The organism is Rhodoferax sp. (assembly GCF_039922535.1).
GTDB lineage: Bacteria > Pseudomonadota > Gammaproteobacteria > Burkholderiales > Burkholderiaceae_C > Rhodoferax_B.
The window spans coordinates 1-20,511 of the sequence record NZ_JBDTEM010000468.1 but is presented as its reverse complement, the minus strand read 5'-3'; the positions used below and the strand labels follow the sequence as shown (position 1 = coordinate 20,511).

17 protein-coding genes are annotated in these 20,511 nt (G+C 62.2%); 6 read left to right on the top strand and 11 right to left on the bottom strand.

Annotated elements, in window-relative coordinates; genetic code table 11:
* Both ABI213_RS22095 and ABI213_RS22090 read right to left on the bottom strand, forming a co-directional pair.
* Nucleotides 1-698, bottom strand: a 698-nt coding sequence (locus ABI213_RS22095) for an alpha/beta hydrolase (protein ID WP_348028694.1), incomplete at its 3' end; no start/stop codon positions are given.
* Nucleotides 699-705: 7 nt separating this feature from the next.
* Nucleotides 706-1,740: a M14 family zinc carboxypeptidase gene (locus tag ABI213_RS22090; RefSeq protein ID WP_348008714.1), complete on the bottom strand. Its 1,035-nt coding sequence runs from the start codon at nucleotides 1,738-1,740 to the stop codon at nucleotides 706-708.
* A 130-nt stretch (nucleotides 1,741-1,870) separates the two neighbouring features.
* Between ABI213_RS22090 and ABI213_RS22085 the strand changes: the two genes are divergently transcribed.
* Nucleotides 1,871-1,996, top strand: coding sequence for a hypothetical protein (locus ABI213_RS22085; RefSeq protein WP_348008713.1), 126 nt, complete (start codon nucleotides 1,871-1,873; stop codon nucleotides 1,994-1,996).
* Nucleotides 1,997-2,085: 89 nt separating this feature from the next.
* On the opposite strand, the gene ABI213_RS22080 is transcribed toward ABI213_RS22085, so the two are convergent.
* Nucleotides 2,086-2,538 carry an SRPBCC family protein gene (locus tag ABI213_RS22080; RefSeq protein WP_348008712.1) on the bottom strand — a complete coding sequence of 151 codons (453 nt, stop codon included), beginning with the start codon at nucleotides 2,536-2,538 and terminating at the stop codon, nucleotides 2,086-2,088.
* Between the two features lie 156 nt (nucleotides 2,539-2,694).
* On the opposite strand from ABI213_RS22080, the gene ABI213_RS22075 reads away from it, so the two are divergent.
* Nucleotides 2,695-4,278 carry a methyltransferase regulatory domain-containing protein gene (locus ABI213_RS22075; RefSeq protein WP_348028692.1) on the top strand — a complete coding sequence of 528 codons (1,584 nt, stop codon included), beginning with the start codon at nucleotides 2,695-2,697 and terminating at the stop codon, nucleotides 4,276-4,278.
* On the opposite strand, the gene ABI213_RS22070 is transcribed toward ABI213_RS22075, so the two are convergent.
* From ABI213_RS22070 to htpG, 3 genes are all read right to left on the bottom strand, one after another.
* Complete coding sequence (locus ABI213_RS22070) at nucleotides 4,275-5,519, bottom strand: FAD-binding oxidoreductase (protein WP_348028690.1); 1,245 nt, start codon at nucleotides 5,517-5,519, stop codon at nucleotides 4,275-4,277. The two genes, ABI213_RS22075 and ABI213_RS22070, sit on opposite strands and share 4 nt — an antisense overlap.
* 58 nt (nucleotides 5,520-5,577) lie before the next feature.
* Nucleotides 5,578-6,714, bottom strand: a complete 1,137-nt coding sequence (locus ABI213_RS22065; RefSeq protein WP_348028688.1) for a branched-chain amino acid ABC transporter substrate-binding protein — start codon at nucleotides 6,712-6,714, stop codon at nucleotides 5,578-5,580.
* Nucleotides 6,715-6,934: 220 nt separating this feature from the next.
* The gene (gene htpG, locus ABI213_RS22060; RefSeq protein ID WP_348028686.1) at nucleotides 6,935-8,917 is read right to left on the bottom strand and encodes a molecular chaperone HtpG; all 1,983 of its coding nucleotides are present in this window, start codon (nucleotides 8,915-8,917) and stop codon (nucleotides 6,935-6,937) included.
* A gap of 301 nt (nucleotides 8,918-9,218) precedes the next feature.
* On the opposite strand from htpG, the gene aqpZ reads away from it, so the two are divergent.
* The gene (gene aqpZ / locus ABI213_RS22055) at nucleotides 9,219-9,932 is read left to right on the top strand and encodes an aquaporin Z (protein WP_348007787.1); all 714 of its coding nucleotides are present in this window, start codon (nucleotides 9,219-9,221) and stop codon (nucleotides 9,930-9,932) included.
* A 225-nt stretch (nucleotides 9,933-10,157) separates the two neighbouring features.
* On the opposite strand, the gene ABI213_RS22050 is transcribed toward aqpZ, so the two are convergent.
* The 5 genes from ABI213_RS22050 to ABI213_RS22030 form a co-directional block, all read right to left on the bottom strand.
* Entirely contained in the window at nucleotides 10,158-11,069 is a 912-nt protein-coding gene (locus tag ABI213_RS22050) for a DMT family transporter (protein WP_348028684.1), read from the bottom strand.
* 61 nt (nucleotides 11,070-11,130) lie between these two features.
* On the bottom strand, nucleotides 11,131-12,744 hold the full coding sequence (locus tag ABI213_RS22045; protein WP_348007785.1) for an ABC transporter ATP-binding protein: 1,614 nt from the start codon (nucleotides 12,742-12,744) through the stop codon (nucleotides 11,131-11,133).
* An 84-nt stretch (nucleotides 12,745-12,828) separates the two neighbouring features.
* The gene (locus ABI213_RS22040) at nucleotides 12,829-13,662 is read right to left on the bottom strand and encodes an ABC transporter permease (RefSeq protein ID WP_348007784.1); all 834 of its coding nucleotides are present in this window, start codon (nucleotides 13,660-13,662) and stop codon (nucleotides 12,829-12,831) included.
* Between the two features lie 17 nt (nucleotides 13,663-13,679).
* Nucleotides 13,680-14,627: an ABC transporter permease gene (locus tag ABI213_RS22035; RefSeq protein WP_348007783.1), complete on the bottom strand. Its 948-nt coding sequence runs from the start codon at nucleotides 14,625-14,627 to the stop codon at nucleotides 13,680-13,682.
* Nucleotides 14,628-14,807: 180 nt separating this feature from the next.
* Nucleotides 14,808-16,376, bottom strand: coding sequence for an ABC transporter substrate-binding protein (locus ABI213_RS22030; protein WP_348007782.1), 1,569 nt, complete (start codon nucleotides 16,374-16,376; stop codon nucleotides 14,808-14,810).
* A 657-nt stretch (nucleotides 16,377-17,033) separates the two neighbouring features.
* Between ABI213_RS22030 and ABI213_RS22025 the strand changes: the two genes are divergently transcribed.
* The 3 genes from ABI213_RS22025 to ABI213_RS22015 all read left to right on the top strand — a co-directional run.
* Nucleotides 17,034-18,317 (top strand): MFS transporter, encoded by a 1,284-nt coding sequence (locus ABI213_RS22025; RefSeq protein WP_348007781.1) that lies wholly within the window; start codon nucleotides 17,034-17,036, stop codon nucleotides 18,315-18,317.
* A gap of 87 nt (nucleotides 18,318-18,404) precedes the next feature.
* Nucleotides 18,405-19,598: a mandelate racemase/muconate lactonizing enzyme family protein gene (locus ABI213_RS22020; RefSeq protein ID WP_348028682.1), complete on the top strand. Its 1,194-nt coding sequence runs from the start codon at nucleotides 18,405-18,407 to the stop codon at nucleotides 19,596-19,598.
* 1 nt (nucleotide 19,599) lies between these two features.
* Nucleotides 19,600-20,511, top strand: a 912-nt coding sequence (locus tag ABI213_RS22015; RefSeq protein ID WP_348028680.1) for an aldehyde dehydrogenase family protein, incomplete at its 3' end; no start/stop codon positions are given.

The following is a 20,511-nucleotide window of genomic DNA, read 5'->3' as shown; positions in this document are numbered from 1 at the left end:
CCATCGTCCAGCGGCAGGTCGTGCCCTGCCGTGGGATGCACCTGCAGGCGGCACTGCCACTGCCGGGCCAGGGCCTGGGAGCAGGCAACCGACACCAACTGGTCTTGCCCGCTGGCCAGCAGCAGCGTGGGGATGGTCATAACTTTGGGTGCACGGTAGCGGGCGGCGGCCAGCAACTGGCGCAGGGCGTTGGCGCGGGTCACGGGGTGCTGGGCGCGCAGGGCCAGCCACTGCGGTAAAACCGCATCTTGCCCGCCCCGGCTGGTGATGCGCAGGATGCTGCGCTCCCAGTCCTCGGGGTCGGCCCCCAGCAGCGCCAGTCGCAGCAGTAGCCCGTAGTTGCGGGGCCGCAGCCGTTGGTAGAACGGGCTGAACGGGCGCAGGCTGGTGTTGATGAGCACCTGCGCCGCCACCTCGTCCGGGTGTGCCGCCGACCATGCCACCGCCACCATCGCACCCAGCGACATGCCCAGCAGGTGGTAGGGCGGCGGCAGCCAGCGGCGGTCCAGTTCGGCACGGCAGTGCTCCACCATGTCTGGCACCCGCAGCGGGCTGGCTTGGTGGCACAGGCTGCCGTTGCCGGGCAGGTCCAGCGCCACCACCTCGCAGCCGGGCAGGGCGCTTTCAAACTGCGCGGTGAATGCGCCCCAGTGGCCGCTCTCGCGGGTCAGGCCGCGCAAGAAAATCCAGGTGCTCATAGGCGGTTCATGGACGGCTGCCATACCAGTGGTGGCTGGCCTGCGCGTGGTGGTAGGTGCGCAACTCGGCACTTGGCAGCCACAGCCGGTGTCCGTGGGCGGCGCGGGCCAGAAAGTCCAGCAGCGACTGGTGCTGGCGCAGCACGCGCTGCTGGCGGTGGGCAATCAGCGGGTTGAAGATGCCGTGGCGCGAGAACAGCTGGCGCGGGTTCTTCTTGACCCACAGCCAGGAACCCATCTCCAGCGTCAGCGGCAAAAAGATGCGCCCGGGCTGCGTGCTGGCTTGCCGGTACAGGTGGTCCCACAGGTCGCCGTGGGCCAGGTACTGCAGGCTTTGCGGCTCGAAGATGTAGCGGTAGTGGCTGTGCGAGGCGGTGAAGATGTTTTTCAGCGCGTGCATCTCGGCCAGGTGGGCGATGGGCGTGCGGGTGTGGGCGTAAGGAAACCACAGCCGGTCGCTGGCCCCAAAGCCCGAATGGCAGTCTACCGACAGGCTGAAGGCGCGCGACAGCAGCTCGGCCTGCACCACTTCGCATACGGCCTGGTTCTCGGCCTCCATGGCCGCGCCAAACGCCCCGCGAAACCACGGCAGCCGCGCACTCAGCCGCTGCCCGCCCACCATGAACGGCACTGGCTCGCGCGCATCCACCGGCGCGTTGCGCATCAGGTCTACGCCCTGCGGATTGGCCCGCGTGCCCAGCGCCATGCCGCCGGGGTTGACGATGGGCATGAACACCAGGCGCACGGATTCGAGTTGGCGGTGCAGCGCACTGTCCCAGGCCAGCCGCTCCACCAGGCTGTGCAGGTAGGCGATCACCACGCCCGCGCCAATCCGCTCTAGCCCGTGCACGCCGCCAAAGTAGCCGACGGCCGGCAGGTCCAGCGCGGGGTTGCCTAAGGTGATGCAGCGCACCGGATAGCTGCCGCCGCCCGGCAGATCCACGCGGCACACGGTGCGCGCCTGCAGGTGGCTGCCGCCCAGGGCGATGGTGCGCTCCAGCGCATCCAGCTCAGGCAGTTCAAAGGGGGATGGGTTGGGCACGCAGGACAGGATAGCGATGCGGGCGGCTCTGCGGGGGCTAATCCAGCGCACTGCGCGGCTATTGCACACGGTCACGCGCCTGTCACGCGGCGGGTTTAGGGTGGGCGTTCTGTTTTAAGAGGAGCCAACCATGGTCTTGTTACGCAAAGCGGCGGTGATGCGCCTGGTGGCGGTGCCGGCCTGTTTGGTCTGGGGTGTCTGGGAGCTGTGCGCCCTGCAGCGGGCGCGCTGGCAGCAACGGAAGTTGTGGCATTGAATCGGATTCCAGTGCAGGTAGTACCTGCGCTGGGTGCTACTTAAAAGATAGCAAACGCTGTTGCCGTGAGGGACGGGTTCAGCGTTGCTTCAGGCCCCATCGGGAATATTCGGCTCGACCAGTTGGGCCAGCATCAACAGCGACTCCTGCCAGCCCAGGTAGCAGAACTCCACCGGAATCGCCGCCGGAATTCCTTCCTGCACGATGCTCAGCTCGGTGCCACAGGCCACCGGGTGCAGCGACACCGTGACCTGCATCTCGCCTGGCAGGTTCGGATCGTCAAACGTATCGGTGTAGCGGATCTGCGTGTGCGGCGTGAGTTCCGTGTAGGTGCCGCCAAAGGAATGGCTGCTGCCGGTGCCAAAGTTGGTGAACGACATGCGAAAGCTGCCGCCCACCCGTTCCTCCGAATGGTGGATTTTGGCCGTGAACCCGTGCGGAGGCAGCCATTTGACCCGGGCATCGGGATCGAGAAAAGCGCGGTACACCCGCTCGGGTGGCGCACGCAGCACGCGGTGCAGGCGGACGGTGTGGGTGGTCATAGGCGGGTACTCCTTTGCAAAAAATAAGGGCTGCGAACGCGTGGCCACTGTTCGCATGTAAATCATCTCTGTTTTACAAGTGTTTGGGGGCTACATTTGGTAAGGGCTTGAACCCCTCCTTATGTAAAAGGGGGGGCGTCGATAGAATCCAAGCGCATGAATACCGACTGGACCGAAGGCTACGTCGCCGAACTGGCTTATCCCCACGCCTACATTGCGGAACTCAATCCGCTGCGTTTGCAATTGCCGTTCTTGCGCGCCGGGCTGGCGGTGCCAGAGGTGCGAACGGCCTGTGAGCTGGGTTTTGGCCAGGGTCTGAGCGTCAACATCCATGCCGCCGCGTCCCCGGTCGCATGGCATGGCAACGACTTCAACCCCGACCAGGCGCTGCATGCCAACGCGCTGGCGACGGCTTCCGGCGCACGCTTGGGACTGACCGACGAAGCCTTCGCCGATTTCTGCGTGCGCGATGATTTGCCCGATTTCGATTTCATTGGGCTGAATGGGGTGTGGAGCTGGGTCTCGGACCAGAACCGCGCGCTCATCGTGGACTTCATCCGCCGCAAACTCAAGCTCGGCGGCGTGGTCTACGTGGGCTACAACACCCAGCCGGGATGGGCTGCGTCCATCCCGGTGCGCGAGTTGCTGCTGCACTATGCGCAGCACGTTGCCGCACCGGGGGACGGCATCTCCAGCCGCATCCAGGCGGCGGTGGCGTTTGCCGAGGACTTGCTGGCCTCCGACCCGGCGTTTGCCCGGGCTAATCCGTCAATGGCGGCGCTGGTCGCCTCCATGAAGGGGCAGGACACCCACTATCTTGCGCACGAGTTCTTCAACAGCAGCTGGCGGCCGATGTCGTTTACCGACATGGCCGCAGCGCTGCAGCCCGCGAAGCTGCGTTATGCCTGCTCAGGCCACCACGATATCGACCGTTTGAACCTGTCGCCGCAGCAGCAGAGTTTGCTGAATGGCATCGCCGACCCGGTGTTCCGTGAGTCGGTACGCGACTTCTGCGTGAACCAGCAATTCCGCAAGGACTACTGGGTCAAGGGAGTCCGCCCGCTCACTCCTCTAGAGCAGGTGCAGGCCTTACGCAGCCTGCGTGTCGTACTGCAGACGCCGCGCGCGGATGTGGCATCCGGCGTGGTCACGGAACTCGGCTACACGCCGCTAGACCCCGCAGTGTTCGGCCCGCTGCTGGACGCGCTGGCCGACCATGTGCCCCAGAGCATCGGCGAACTCGAACAAGCCTGTGCCAACACCCCGGCCGAACTGCCGCAGATGGTGGAGGCGCTGGCCTTGCTGGAGGCCAACGGCGATATAGCCACCGTACAGACCGACGCAGCGCTGGCCAGCGCGCGGCCCCACACCGACCGGCTCAACATCTACCTGCTGGGCAAAGCCTTGGGCAGCGGTGACATCGCCCATCTTGCCAGCCCGCTGACCGGCGGTGCCGTGCTGCTGAACCGTATCGAGCAGCTGTTTTTGTGCTCGGCGCTGGAGACACCGTGCGAGGTGTCGGATCTGGCGCCCCGGGTCTGGCAGGTGCTGGCACCGCAAGGCAAAAAATTACTGGTCAACGGCCAAGCGCTGGGCACCGATGCAGACAATCTGGCAGAGTTGGACCGGCTGGCCCAGGTGTTCGTGCTGCGCAAGTTGCCCGTGCTGACGGCGCTCGGCGTGTGTCCGGGTGCCGTGTTGTTGGACTCCACACACCCATGGAAAACCCCGTCTGACTAAGATTGAAACCGCGACGCTTCGAAGGGGCTTAAGTCCAGTGCCGACGGCCGCTGGGCAACCAAATCTGCCACCAGCATGCCACTTAGCCCACCCAGCGTCAGGCCAATGTGCTGGTGGCCAAATGCGTAGACCACGCGGCTGGACGCACGGGAGCGCCCCAGCACCGGCAGCCCATCCGGCAGGCTCGGCCGGAAGCCCAACCAAGGGGCGGTAGGCGCACCCAATGCGGGCAGCGCGCGCTGCGCCGAAAAGTGCAATAGGTCGAGCAAACCTTGGTGCTTGGTACTGCCCAGACCGGCCAGCTCCACGGTGCCCGCAACCCGGATGCCCTGGGCCATCGGCGTCATGTAGAACCCGCGCTCTGCCCAGCCCACTGGGCGCGAGATGAGCGGCGTTATCCCGGAGGTATCGGGGTACATCACGTGGTAGCCCCGCTCTGCCTCCAGTGGCACCACATCGCCGCACTGGGCCGCCAGGGTTTTGGAATGCACACCCGCGCAGATGGCAACGGCATCATGCTGCGCGCTGCCGTCAGGCGTTTCTACTACAACGCCATCGGCCGATGGCTGCAGGCGGGTCACCTGTGCGGCTTGCACGCGCATGCCTTTGCCCACCAGCCAGGCCTGCAAGCTGTGCAAAAACGCCGACGGGTCTGACAGGTGCCAAGACCCTTCAAACAGCACACCACGTTCAAACAGAGGTTGCAGGGACGGTTCGAGTGCGGTGACCTCGGCTTTGTCCAGCACGCGCGTCTGGATGCCCAGTGAGTTGCGTAACGCCAGCGTGGGGCGTGCGGCCTCAAAATTGGCAGCGCTGGAATACAAATACAGGCATTCGCGCGGGCAGATGAATCGATCCAGTCCGGCGTTTGCAATCAGATCGTCATAGCCACCTTGCGCGCGCCCTAACAGTGCCGCCAGTGCCGTGGCCGAGTGGGTATAGCGGGCGGTGGTGGAAGACTGCAAAAAACCCAGCAGCCAGGGCATCAGCTGCGGCAAATAGCCCCAGCGCACCCGCAGCGGGCTGGTGGCCGACAGCAGGTAGCGGGGCAAATCACGAAACACCGTGGGGTTGTTGACCGGAATGCAGGCGTAGTTGGCAAACGTACCGGCATTGCCGAAAGATGCGCCACCGGCCGCACCGGCGGGGTCGTACAGCGTGACGGCATGGCCATCGCGCATCAGCCAGTACGCCGCAGACAGGCCGACAAACCCGGCACCAATAACAGCGATATTTTTCATAGTAAAAAAGGGCAACGGCCCGCTGGCCGTTGCCCCATCAGAGAGGGTTGAAAAGCGCTTACTGGATGGGCGTGGGGTTGCCACCCTTGAAGGTGTAGACGGTGATGGGTGCTTTGTTCAGGTTGCCTTTGTCGTCATACGAGTAGGTCGTCACAATGCCCTTGTAGCTGGCCTTGTGCAGCTCGGGGCCGACCTTGGCCGCGTCGGTCGTGTTGAGTTTTTGCATGGTGGTCGCCACAAACTCGACCTGGTCGTAGAAAGAAGCCGCATAGGCATCGGGGTCGCGGTTGAAACGCTTCTTGTACGCATCGCGGAATGCGGGGCCGGCAGCCACCTTGTCCAAAATGGCACCGCCCTGCGCGCAGAACACATTGCCATCGGCGGCATCGCCGGCCAGTTTGCCGGTCTCGGCGACACAAATAGCGTCTCCGCCCAGCAGTTTGGCCGTGATGCCCAAGCCCTTCATTTGTTTGGTCATGGGGCCGGCCTGCGCTGCATAGCCACCGTACATGATCACGTCGGGCTTTTTGCCCTTGATGCTGGTCAGGATGGCGCTGAAGTCGGTGGACTTGTCGGTGGTGAATTCTTGGCCGACGATGGTCAGGCCCAGATTCTTGGCTTCTTTCACAAACTCGTCTGCCAGCCCTTGGCCGAAGGCGGTACGGTCGTCAATCACGGCAGCGGTTTTGGCTTTGAGGCCGTTGACCGCGTACTGGGCCAAGCTGGTGCCGATCAGGTTGTCCCCGGCAATGATCCGGAACACATTCTTGTAGCCGCCCATGGTGACTTTGGGGTTGCTGCCCACGGTAGACAGAATGGCACCACTGTCGTCATACACCTTGGAAGCCGGGATCGCGACGCCGGAGCAGTAAGGGCCAAAGACGTACTTGATGCCTGCATCCATGAGTTTTTGCGCTACGGCGACGCCCGCCTTCGGGTCGCACTGGTCATCTTCGGATTCGAGTTCAAACTTCAGCGTCTTGCCACCCACCACCAGCTTCTTGGCGTTAAGGTCATCCACCGCCATGCGGATTCCGCTCTCATTGTCTTTGCCGGCAAAGGCGTTGGCGCCAGAGAGCGGGCCGGTATGGCCGAGCTTGACGACCTGGTCCTCGGCATGCACCAGGCTTGTGCCGCTGAGCGATACGGCTGCCAAGGCGATGGAAAGAGGAAGAAGTTTGACGCGAAATGACATGGAATAAGCCCTGTAAGTAAAAGAAACCTCGGAACCGAAGTTAAGCAAAATACGGGCCTAAGCACAAGGCGTGTTAGCGCTAATACACGAACACCTCCGCGCGCAAAAAAGCCCCGTCCGTTGTGCGACGGCGGGGCTTTGGGGATCGCGTAAGCTACAAATTAAATAGCTGCTAGCGCAGGTGCTACCTGCGCTAAAGCCACCTTTTCTTTAAATCCACTTACACCAGCAACGCATTCACGCGCTTCACATACGCTGCGGGGTCGGCCGGCAAACCGCCCTCTGCCAGCAGAGCTTGGTCGAACAAGATGTGCGCCAGGTCGTTGAAGTGCACCGAGCCTTCGAGCTTCTTCACCAAGGCGTGTTCGGCGTTCACTTCCAGCACTGGCTTCACTTCAGGGGCGACCTGGCCGGCTTGCTTGAGCATGCGGGCGAGCTGGGTGCTCATGCCGTCGTCTTGCACTACCAGGCATGCGGGGCTATCCACCAAACGGGTGGTGACGCGCACGTCTTCGGCCTTGTCTTTCAGCGCCTCTTTCAGCTTGGCCAGCAGCGGCTTGAAGGTTTCGGCGGCGGCTTCGGCGGCTTTCTTTTCGTCTTCGTCGAGCAGCTTGCCCAGATCGACCGCGCCCTTGGCGACGGACTGCAGCGGCGTGCCGTCAAAGTCTTGCAGGTAGTTCAGCGCCCATTCGTCCACGCGGTCGGTCATCAACAGCACTTCGATGCCCTTTTTCTTGAAGACTTCCAGCTGGGGGCTGTTCTTGGCGGCGGCGGCGTTGTCGGCGGTGATGTAGTAGATGGCTTCCTGGCCTTCTGTCATGCGCGCCTTGTAGTCGGCGAACGACACGGTGGTGGTGTCGGTGGTGTTGCTGGCAAAGCGCAGCAGCTTGGCCAGGCGGTCGCGGTTGGCGAAGTCTTCGCCCAGGCCTTCTTTGAGCACCGCGCCGAATTCGGCGTAGAACTGGCTGTATTTGCCGACCAGGGCCTTGTCTTCTTCAGACACCACATCCGTCACGCCATCGGCCGAGGCCTCGGGCAGCGCGTTGTGCTTGGCCAAATCTTCCAGCATGCCCAGCACGCGCTTGGTGCAGCCTTCGCGGATGGCTTTGACGTCGCGGCTTTCTTGCAGCAGTTCGCGCGACACGTTCAGTGGCAGGTCGGCGGAATCGACCACGCCCTTCACAAAGCGCAGGTAGCTGGGCAGCAGGGCTTCGGCATCGTCCATGATGAAGACGCGCTTCACGTAGAGCTTCAGGCCGCCTTTTTTGTCGCGGTTCCACAGGTCTTGCGGGGCTTTGCCGGGCACGAACAGCAACTGGGTGTATTCGGTGCTGCCTTCCACGCGGTTGTGGGTGTGGGCCAGTGGGGCTTCGAAGTCGTGGCTGATCTGCTTGTAGAAGTCGTCGTACTGCTCTTGGCTGATGTCTTTCTTGGCGCGGGCCCAGATGGCGCTGCCTTTGTTGACGGCTTCCCATTCGCCGGTTTGCACCATGCCACCGGGCTGGCGGCCGCCGTTTTCGTCTTCGGGGTTGATCAGGTCGCCATCTTTCCATTCTTCCTTTTCCATCAGGATGGGCAGGCTGATGTGGTCGGAGTATTTGCCGATGATGGACTTGAGCTTCCAGGCGGAGGCGTATTCCAGCGCGTCGTCGCGCAGGTGCAGGATGACGCTGGTGCCGCGCTTTTCGCGGGTGATGCCTTCGACTTCAAAAGCGCCACCACCGCTGGCACCGCCGTCGCTGGACCAGCGCACACCTTCATTCGCGGGCGTACCGGCACGGCGGGATTCCACGGTGATGCGGTCGGCCACGATGAAGCCAGAGTAAAAGCCCACGCCAAACTGGCCGATCAGTTGCGAATCGGCCTTTTGGTCGCCCGACATTTTGGACACAAAGTCCTTGGTGCCGCTCTTGGCGATGGTGCCCAGGTTGTCGATGGCTTCTTGCTGGGTCAGGCCGATACCGTTGTCGGTGATGGTCAGGGTCTTGGCGGCGGTGTCGAAGGACACACGCACTTCCAGATTGGGCGCATCTTCGTACAAGCCAGGGTTGGCAATCGCTTCAAAACGCAGCTTGTCGCACGCGTCCGAGGCGTTGGACACCAGTTCGCGCATGAAGATTTCTTTGTTGGAATACAGCGCGTGGGTGACGAGATGCAGCAGTTGGGCCACTTCGGCCTGGAAGGAAAGCGTTTGCTTGGTCATGTTCGTGTGTGGATGTTTCAAAAAAGAGGTGTCGGCACGCGTTGGAACACACCGGTGCCGGGCAACCCTCAATTATGGCCGGACGGGCCGATTGCAAGACCTGTGGCCACTTACAACGCGTTGGCTTGTCAATGAGGTTTTTAATTTGTAACTGTCGTATACAAAGTTTTTGTCAAAAAACAGCCGTTTATGTGCATTAGTTGCCAGCGCCACATTCCCCTGCGACGATGATGGCCGCCGCATGCCGGTACCGCGCTAGGCGACGGCATGTGGAATGCAATAACAACTTAGGAGTGACTTTATGGACAGCAATCTCAAAAAATGGTCGGCCGAATTTCTCGGCACTTTCTGGCTCACGCTGGGCGGCTGCGGTAGCGCCGTGCTGGCCGCGGCGTTTCCGGGCGTGGGCATCGGCCTGCTCGGCGTGTCGCTGGCCTTTGGCCTGACGGTGGTGACGGGCGCGTACGCGCTGGGCCCCATTTCGGGCGGCCACTTCAACCCGGCCGTGTCGATTGGCCTGGCGGTGGGCAAGCGCTTCCCCGCGTCCGGTCTGCCGGGCTACATCATCTCGCAGGTGCTGGGTGCCTGCGCCGCAGCCGGGGTGCTGTATGTGATCGTCTCGGGCAAGGCCGACTTTGATGCGGCCAAGGCCTTTACCGGTGCCGGTGCATTTGCCACCAACGGCTATGGTGCCCACTCGCCCGGCGGCTTCAGCATGGTGTCGGTGCTGGTCTGCGAAGTGGTGATGACGGCCATCTTCCTGATCGTGATTTTGGGCTCTACCGCCAAGCGCGCCGCCGGGGCCTTTGGTGGCCTGAGCATCGGCCTGTGCCTGACGCTGATCCACCTGGTGTCCATCCCCGTGTCCAACACCTCGGTGAACCCTGCCCGCAGCACCGGCCCCGCACTGTTTGTGCCTGGTGCCATGGGCGACCTGTGGCTGTTCTGGGTGGCACCTATCGTCGGTGCGATCCTCGGCGCAGTCATTTACAACGTACTGCTCAGCGACGAGTAACTTTGGCTCACCCCCAGGCTGCAGTGCTGCGCATTTTTCGCCAACCCCCTTGCAGGGGGCGATACCAGTGGCCTGGCAAAGCCAGTTCCACGGTATCTCTGGAAGGGATATCTATGCACTAAAGTTACATGCTTTTTTGGCCATCAGCGCAGATGGCACCTGCACTGGCAGCTACAAAATGCATAGTATTTAAGAAAGCCGCGATCCGTCACGGCTTGTGGGTTTTTAGCGTTGCTTTGCTGCGCGCAGCGCCACCAGCCCGGCGATCACCACGATGGCCCCGCCCAGCACCGTGGTGGCGCGCGGCACCTCGTGGAAGAACAGGTAACCCCAGGTGGGGGCCCACAGAATGCCGGTGTACTCAAACGGGGTGACGATGCTGGCCCGGGCCATGCGGTAGGCGCTGGTCAAAAACAGCGTGCCGACGGCGGCCACCACGCCGCAGACGGCCATCAGCGTACCGTCCAGCAGGGTGGGCTGGACCCAGGGGCGCACCAGAAACGCCAGGCTGGGATGCTCGGCCCGCACAATGCCCAGCTGGTGCAAGACCAGGGCGGTGGCCAGCGCGCCGAACAGAAAAAACGCGTTTTGGTGGAACGACATCACCGACGCGGCCTGGCTGGTACCCAGACGGCGCGCCATCAGCATAGAGCTGCCGTACATGGCCGCCGACAGCAGCGACAACAGGGCCGCAGGCTCAAACAGGCCGCTGCCGGGCTGCAGCATCACCATCACCCCAGCAAAGCCCACCACCACCGCCAGCCAGACTTTCCAACTGGATTTCTCCCCCAGAAACGGCCCGGCCAGCGCGGTGACGAACAAGGGCACCGTGAAATACAGCGCTACTGCGTCGGCCAGCGGCAGCGCCGGAAACGCCATGTAGTACGCCGTGTACGAGACAAACAAAATCAACGCGCGCAGGGCCAAAATGCCCCAGCGCGGTGTGAACAGGGCGCGCCAACCCACTTCGTGCTGGACCAGCGCCAGCAGCACCGGTATCCCGACCAGCGAGCGGATGGCCACCACCTCGGTGAGCGCATAGGCGCCGCTGACCTGCTTGATGATCGCGTCTTGCAGTGAAAACACGAGCACGCCCAGGCACAAACACAAGATGCCGCGTGCGGTATGGTTGGTCATGGAAAAAAGAATGAAAAAGGGCCGGACTTGAGAGCCCGGCCCTTGGGGTTTAAAGCGCGGATCAGGCGGTCGCTGCGCGTTCGGCCAGCACGCCGTCCAGCCAGTCCACCCGCATCTCCGGCACCGCGGTGATGAGTTTGCGGGTGTAGGCGTGCTCGGGGTTGTGGAAGATTTTGTCGGTTTGGTCGAAGGCCACAAACTGGCCCTGCAGCATCACCGCCGTGCGGTGGGCGATGCGGTGCACGACATCCAGGTCGTGGGTGATCAGCACATACGACAAACCCAGCTCGGCCTGCAGCTTGCGCAGCAGTTTGAGGATTTCCTCGGCCACCAGCGGGTCGAGCGCCGACGTGGGTTCGTCCAGAATGATCAGCTCAGGTTTGGCGGCCAGGGCGCGGGCAATGCACACGCGCTGTTTTTGCCCGCCCGACAACTGGCCGGGTCGGCGCTGCAAAAACTCTACCGGCAGCTCCACCAGGGCCATCAGTTCCTTGGCCCGCTCCAGCACCGCCTGGCGGCCCAGACCAAAGTAGAACTGCACCGGGCGGCCCACGATGTCGAGCAGGTTGTGCCGCGGGTTGATGGCCACGTCGGGGATCTGGTAGACCAACTGGATGCGGCGTTTGAGCTCTTTGTCGCGGGCCTTGAGGGCGCGCGGCAAGGCCTTGCCCTGGAACACGATGTCGCCGCTTTTGGGCGGCAGCAGGCCGGTGACGATGCGCGCCAGGGTGGATTTGCCCGAACCCGATTCACCCACCACGGCCACGGTTTCGCCGCCTTTGACGGTGAGCGACACACCTTTGACCACATGGAAGTCGCCGTAGAAAGCGTGGCAGTCCTGGATGGACAACACGGTTTCTGGCTTGACGGTGGCCTCGTTGGCCCGTTCGCTGGCCGCCGCACCGCGCACGGCTACCAGCCGGGCGGTGTAGTCCTGGTTGGCGTGGGTCAGGATTTGCTGGGTCTGGCCTTCTTCCACCTCTTTGCCGTGGCGCAGCACCTTGATGCGGTCGGCCACCTGGGCCACCACGGCCAGGTCGTGGGTGATGTAGAGCGCGGCGGTGTTGTACTGCTTGATCAGGGATTTGAGCAGGATCAGCACTTCGATCTGGGTGGTCACGTCGAGTGCGGTGGTGGGTTCGTCCAGCACCAGCACATCGGGCCGACACGACATAGCCATGGCCGCCATGGCGCGCTGCAACTGGCCGCCCGAGGCCTGGTGCGGGTAGCGCGCGCCAAAGGTGTCCGGGTTGGGCAGGTCCAGCGATCTGAAGAGCTGGCGCGCCCAGGCCTCGGCCTCGGTGCGTGTCATCAGCTTGTGGATCAGCGGGGCTTCGCAGACCTGGTCCATCAGGGTGTGGACCGGGTTGAAGGCCGCCGAGGCCGACTGGGCGATATAGGCCACGCGTTTGCCGCGCACACTGCGCCGCCCTTCGGCGTTGAGGGCTCGGATGTTCACGCCATCCAGAATGATTTCGCCCGCGGCAATGTGCACCCCGGCCCGGGCGTAGCACATGCTGGACAGGCCGATGGTGGACTTGCCAGCCCCGCTCTCGCCAATCAGGCCCAGCACCTCGCCTTTGCGCAGGCTGAGGTCTACGTTGTCCACAATGGCGTTGCCCGCCAGGCTCTCCAGGCGGAGGCCCTTGATTTGCAGAATGAAGTTTTCTTCCATGGTGGTATCTCTGTTAAGACTTGCGCAGTGCCCATGTGGCGGGCCGTAGGCCCTGCAAACGGGCGCTGCGCAAGTCAGTGTTAATTACAGTTCGGCCTGTGCGCCCGAGGGGCGCGCATCCATGGACAACATCCAGTCCACCACCAGATTGACCGACACCGTAAGCAGGGCAATCGTGGCGGCGGGGTAGATCGGGGCCATCATCCCGAAATTGATGGCGGCGGCGTTTTCACGCACCATGCCGCCCAGGTCGGCATACGGTGGCTGAATGCCCAGGCCCAGAAACGACAGCCCGGCGATGAACAGAAAGTTGAAGCAAAAGCGCAGGCCAAACTCAGACACCAGCGGCGCCCAGGCATTGGGCAAAATTTCGCGGCTGATGATCCACCACAGGCCTTCGCCGCGCAGGCGGGCGGCTTCCACGTATTCCATCACCGACAAGTTCATGCCCAGGGCCCGAGACAGGCGGAACACGCGGGTGGAGTCGAGCACGGCAATCGTCAAAATCAGCACCGGGATGCTGGAGCCAAAAACCCCCAGCACGATCAGCGCAAAGATCAGGCCGGGGATGGACAGCATCACATCCACCAGGCGGCTGAAAAACACATCCACCCAGCCGCCCACCACGGCGCTGATAAAGCCCAGCACGATGCCGATGAAAAATGACAGCAGGGTGATGGCCAGGGCTACGCCAATCGTCATGCGCGTGCCAAACAGAATGCGGGTCAGCATGTCGCGCCCGATCTGGTCGCCGCCCAGCCACATGGCCTTGGAGGGCTCAGCCCAGGTTTCGCCGATGTTGGCCGACTCGGCGTACGGGGCCAGCCAGGGCGTGAACAGGGCGATGAAGATGAATATCGCCACCATGGTCAGGCCGAACCAGGCCGACAGGGTGGGTTTTTGTCCAAACAATTTCATGGGATTTCCTAGTTCTTTTAGCGTTTGTGGCGCAGGCGGGGATTGACCAGAATCACCAAAATGTCGGCCACGGTATTGAGCAGCACAAACACCATGGCGAACACCAGGCCACAGGCCTGGATCACCGGCACATCCCGCTTGGAGACAGCATCGACCATCAACTGGCCCAGGCCCGGGTAGACAAACACGGCTTCGATCACCACCACCCCCACCACCAGGTAGGCCAGGTTCAGCGCAATCACAGTGATGATGGGTGCGGCCGCGTTGGGTAAGGCGTGGCGGGTGATGACGCGCCTGCGTTTGGCCCCCTTGAGGAAGGCCATTTCAATGTAGGGCGTGGACATCACCGACAGCACCGAGCTGCGTGTCATGCGCAGCATGTGTGCGGCCACCAGCAGGGTCAGCGTGATGGCCGGCAGCGTGGTTTGGTAGACACGTTCGGTAAACGGCATGCCCGCAAACACCGTAGACAGCGACGGAAACCACTCCACATTCACGCCCAGGAAGATGATCAGCAGGTAGGCGATGAAAAACTCGGGCAGCGAGATGGCAATCAGCGACACGATGTTGGCCAGCTTGTCGGAAATCTTGCCTTCGTTGATGGCCGAAAACACCCCCAGGCCCACTGCGACCGGAATCGCAATCAGCGCCGCGTAGCCCGCCAGGAACATGGTGTTGCCCAGGCGCGGCAGGATCTCGTCCACGATCACGCGCTTGTTGGTCAGCGCAACACCCAGGTCGCCGTGCATCACGCCGACCAGCCAGTGCCAATAGCGCAGATAGGACGGAATGTCGTAGCCCAGCTCCTTGCGGAATACGGCCAGGGCATCGGGTGTAGCCCCTTGGCCTAGCACGGCCGAGGCCACGTCGCCCGGCAAAATTTCGGTACATACAAAGATCAACACCGACACTGCAAACAGTGTCAGCACGCCTAAAAATAAGCGGTTCAATATCAATTTCGCCATGGCATTTTCCGAGTGGGCTGGACGGCGCAAGCGCCGTACTGGCATCCAAAATGAGAGCTCCGCTGTACCTGTGTGGTCGGCACACAGTGGCCAGGAAAGTCGTTAACCATAAAAAAGCGGAGTGGGGCAAAAACCCACCCCGCTAATCCTTCATATGGTGTCTATCGCAAGTGGCGTTGCTTAGGCAAACCAGCCTTTTTCGGCGATGCGGTCATCGGCCAGGTCGTAGCGACCGGAGACCGTCAAACCTTGCAGTTTGGTGTTGTATGCATCGATGTAGTCCTGCACCGCAAAGCACACCATGCCGGAGTTTTCGCTGATCAGCTCTTGGCAGCGCGCGTACATTTGTGCGCGTTTGGGCTGGTCCAGCTCGACACGCGCGGCCACCAGCAACTTCTCGAACTCGGGGTTGTTGAAACGGGTGTCGTTCCAGGTGGTGTTGGCCTTGAAGGTGCTGGTCAGCTGGTTGTCGATGGTCGGGCGGTTGCCCCAGTACACGGCGCAGAAGGGTGCCTTGAGCCAGACGTTGTCCCAGTAGCCGTCGCCCGACACGCGCTTCAGGTCTAGCTTGATGCCCGCTTTGGACAGCGACTCCTGGAACACCTGGCCAGAGTCGGTGGCGCCCGAGAAGGCGCCTTCTGAGACTTGCAGTTCGATGGGGGCCGTGATGTTGGCCTTTTTGAAGTGGAACTTGGCTTTGTCGGGGTCGTACGAGTGCAGTTTCTGCTTGGTGTCGTAGTACTTCATCTTCGCGCCCACTGTGTGGTCGTTGCCGATCGAGGCGTAGCCCGAGAACACGTTGTCCACAATCTTCTTGCGGTCGATGCCAAACTTCAGTGCCAGCATCAGGTCGTTATTGCTGTAGGGTGCTGTATCGGTGTGCGCCACAAAGGCGAACCGGTTACCCGCGCCTGGCGTGCGCGACAGCTTGATACCCTTGCTCTTGGCCAGCAGCCCGGCGGTTTTGGGGTCCACGCGGTTGATCACGTCGACCTGGCCGGTCACCAGTGCCTGGGTGCGGGCAGCGGCATCGCCGATGTAGCGCAGTTCGACACGGTCAAAATTGCCGCGTTTGGGTTTCCAGTAGGTACCGGATTTGCGTTTGAAGGTTGCGCGCACACCAGGCTGGAACTCTTCCATGGTGTACGCACCGGTGCCGTCGGGCTTGCTGAAATCGGTGTAGCCATTGGGCACCACGATGATGTGGTAATCGCTCAAATTGAACGGCAAATCCAGATTGCCGTTGGTCATCAGAATTTGGATTTGCGTGGGGGAAATCTTCTTGATTTCCTTGATATCGGCCAACAGCGCTTTGGCGGGCGATTTGGTTTCGCCCATGTGCATATTGATCGAGTAAATCACATCGTCTGCATCCAGCGTTTTGCCGGATGTAAAGGTAATGCCTTTGCGGATATTAAAAATCCAGTCTGCGGCACCGGGCTTGACTTCCCAGCTTTCAAACAATTCGCCGGTGGCATCGCCGTTGTCGGCCACTTCGACCAGGTTATTCCAAAGCATCAGGCTGATGTTGATGGCAATCGAATCGGCATAGGTACGGGGGTCCAGGCTGTCAGAAGCTGAGCCACCTTCCACACCCATGCGCAAGGTGCCTCCCTTTTTTGGTGCACTTTGCGCCATCGCTGGCATGGCACCAAAGGTCGCTGACAAACCTAAAGCAGCGGCACCGGTGATCAGTTGGCGGCGGTCCAGAATGATCCTCGATTCTGGGTTGATGTCGTTCATTGGCATATCAAAAATTCCTTCAAGGTCAATAGATAGGGGTCCGCTGGAGGGTCCTGAAAAATCATGCAACTACCCCAAGGGCAAAGTGGCTTTGCACTCGCTAATCATCATAGGGTGTGTTTTTTTTCTTGTATCGGTATATCCGCTTATTCGTGCAATTGATTTTCAAAGCGTGATTCAATTATTTTTATCAGTTCAAGTACGTAAATGCACCTGCGTCGCTGCACCATCAATTAGTGTCGGATTTCAGCTAGCCGGATAAGGTCAGCCTGTTATGCGGCTCTGGACTTTGTAAATTTATGCAAAGCGCGGGCAGAAAAGTATCTTGGTCATGTGGGCCATTTTTTCCAGGCCAAAAACGCCACCACAATCGCCTGCGCAGGCTTTGAAAAGCGGGCATCGGGGTGGCTGCCGTGGACCACCGGGCCGTCAAGTGGCAGGCAGCTTTCACACCGCCGCGCGCCCGTTTGGTCCGTTGTGCATGGCGCAGCGGCCGGTCTGCCAGCCACCGAATCGGTGCAGGCACAAGGGGCGCATGCAGGTTTTTTTGCACGCGGATGGTGCAAGCGCTCCACCTTGCCATGGTCGACCCGGCCACAAAATGTAAGCAGACGTGTGTTAACTTCACCCAGCCACTGCGGTGGCCCCTACAAGGAATTGCTCGTGCGCAAAATACTCATCCCCCTGGCCTCACTTCTCAGCGGGGTGGGCATGCTGGTGGTCGGTACCGGCTTGCTGTTTGCGGCCATTGGTGCCCAGGCCAGTGCCGCCCATTTTTCCTCTCTGGTGACCGGCCTGGTCAACTCGGCCTACTTCGCGGGCTTTGTGTTTGGCACCTATGCCTGCCCGGTCATCATCCGCCGGGTGGGGCACATCCGAGCCTTTGCTTCGATGGCAACAGTGGCCTCGGCGCTGCCCATCATGCATGCCTTATGGGCCAATGCCTGGGCCTGGGGCACGCTGCGATTTGTCACCGGGGTCTGCCTGGTGGGCCTGTACATCGTGGTGGAGAGCTGGCTCAACGTGCTGGCCAACAGCCAGCAGCGCGGCAAGGTATTTGCCGTCTACATGGCCGTCAACGGGGTGGCGCTGGCGCTGGGCCAGTGGCTGATTCTGGTGGGCGACAGGTTCGGCTTTGTGCCGTTTGCGCTGGTGTCCATCCTGTTCTCATTCGCCATGCTGCCGATCACACTGACCCCGGTGAACGAGCCCGTGCCCACCGATGCGCCCAAGCTGGGCCTGTTGGAGTTGTTCACTATTTCACCGATCGGCGTGATCGGTGCCGTGGGCTCGGGTTTGCTCAACGGCGCGTTCTTCAGCCTGGGCACGGTGTTCGCCCAGGGCGCGGGCTTCAGCGACGCGGGCATCGCCACTTTCATGGCCGCCACTATTCTTGGCGGGGCGGTGTTCCAGTGGCCGGTGGGGCATTTGTCCGACCGGCACGACCGCCGCCGGGTGCTGTTTCTGGTCTGCGCTCTGAGTGCCGCGGTGGCGGTGGCGGGCTATTTCATGGCACAGGGCAATGAAATGCTGTTGATCGCCATGGGCGTGGTGTATGGCGGCCTGTCTTTTTCCATCTATGGCCTGAGCGTGGCCCATGTGAACGACCTGATCGACCCCTCGCGGGTGCTGGAAGTCACCGGCGGCCTGCTGCTGCTGTACGGAATCGGCTCCACGGTCGGGCCCACCTTGGGCGGTGCCATGATGGATTGGATGGGCCCTGAGGCCTTGATGCTGTATTTTGCGGGCGCGCTGACCTTGCTGGTGCTGGCGATATGGCGCTACAGCTACCACCGCACACCGCATGCCGACGAACATGCTGTCAAATCCGACTACGTGGTCATGGGCAGCGGCTCGCAGGCGGTATTGCAGATGGACCCCCGGCTGAACCCGGTACCCGCTGCGGCGGAAGGCGGCCAGTCCGAGCCGCCATCGGCAGCACCCTAAATCAATTACTTGGATTGATCTTTTCGCGGGCGAAGGCGGGCGGGGCAGTGGGGGCCTAAACTTTCTGCCACATCCACGGGAGTCCGCATGCAACTCGAATCCATCCAGACCTTCATCGTAGCCAACCCGCCGCCCAGCTTTGGCGGCCGCTACTTTGTCTTCGTCAAGCTGCGCACCCGCTGCGGCATCGAAGGTATTGGCGAGGCCTACACCGCCACTTTCGGCCCAAACGTGGTCGCGGCCATGGCCGAAGACCTGTTTGCCCGCGTCTTCCAGGGCGAAGACCCGATGCAGACCGAAACCCTGTGGCGCCGCGCCTACGGCGAAGGCTTTTCGCTGCGGCCCGACATCTCGCTGATGGGCGTGCTCAGCGCACTCGAGATGGCCTGCTGGGACATCACCGGCAAGGCGCTGGAGCAACCGGTCTACAAGCTACTGGGCGGCCTGGTGAACCCGCGGCTGCGCAGCTACACCTACTTGTACCCGGACCCGGATGAAGACGAATCCTTCTACGGCGACCCCGACCGCTCCGCCGCGCGCGCCGCACGCTATGTGGAAGAAGGCTTCACCGCCGTCAAGTTCGACCCGGTGGGCGGCTATTCGGTGTTCGACCCGCGCCAGCCCACGCTGGAGCGCATGGACATGTCGGAGCGCTTCTGCGCCCGCATCCGCGAAGCCGTGGGTGACAAGGCCGATTTGCTGTTTGGCACCCACGGCCAGTTCACCGTGTCCGGTGCCAAGCGCCTGGCGCGCCGCTTGGAGCCCTACAACCCGCTGTGGTTCGAAGAACCCACTCCGCCCGAGCGCCCCGAGTCCATGGCCGAGGTGGCGCGCTACACCTGCATCCCTGTGGCCACCGGCGAGCGCCTGTGTACCAAATACGAATTCGCACGGGTGCTGGAAACCGGTGCGGCCAGCATTCTGCAGCCGAACCTGGGCCGCGTTGGCGGCATTCTGGAAGCCAAAAAGATCGCCGGTATGGCCGAGGCGCACTACGCGCAAATCGCCCCGCATCTGTACTGCGGCCCGGTCGTGGCAGCGGCCAATATCCAGCTTGCGGCCTGCATCCCCAACTTTTTGATTCTGGAAAGCATCCAGCAGTTTGGCGGCTTCCACGCGGCCTTGCTGAAGAAGCCTTTGCAGTGGGAAGGCGGCTACGTCATCCCCAGCAAAGAACCCGGCCTGGGCGTGGAACTCAACGAAGCAGTGGCCCTGGCCCACCCGTATGACAGCACCCGCCTGCACCTCGACATGGCGCAACACCCCCTGGGCTATTTTTGATATGACGAATTACTTCAACTTCATCAACAACCAGTGGGTGGCCGCCGATAACGGTGCCAGCTACAGGGTCACCAACCCCGCCACCGAAGAAACCGTCGGACAGGTCAGCGCCGCCAGCGCCGCGCAGGCCCTGGCCGCCGTGGACGCAGCCGCTGCCGCCCAGCGCGGCTGGCGTAAGCTGACCAGCATTGCGCGGGGCGACCACCTGCGCGCCTTCGCCGATGCCTTGGTCGCCCGCAAGGCCGCCATCGGCCAGGCGCTGGCGCTGGAGTCCGGCAAGAGCCTGGAAGATGCCGAGAATGAAGCGGTGTACGCGGCAGACATTACCCGCTACCACGCCGAATGGGCGCGCCGCATTGAGGGCGAAATCATCCCCAGCGACACCCCTGGCGAGAACCTCATGCTGCACCGCGAACCCATGGGCGTGGTGGCGTGTTTGATTCCGTTCAACTACCCCGTCTACACCTTGCTGCGCAAGATTGCTCCCGCCCTCATCACCGGCAACACCGTGGTGGTGCGCCCCAGCAACCATACGCCGTGCTCGGCCTTCGAAATCGCCCAGGCGGTGCTCGACGCAGGCCTGCCCCCCGGCGTGGTGAACATCCTCACCATGGGCCACGCCGAGGCCGAGGTGCTCTGCACCCACCCCAAGGTGGCCATGATCACGCTCACCGGCAGCGTCGGCGCGGGCCAGCGCGTGCTGGACTACTCGCGCGTCAACATCGCCAAGGTGTCGCTGGAGCTGGGCGGTAAAACCCCGGCCATCGTGGCCGCCGATGCGGATCTGGAAAAAGCCGCCAACGACATCGTGCGCTCCAAGACCACGCACTGCGGCCAGCTCTGCACCGCGGTGGAGCGGGTCTACGTGCAAGAAGCCGTGTTTGAGGCGCTGGTGGCCAAGCTGAAAGAAAAA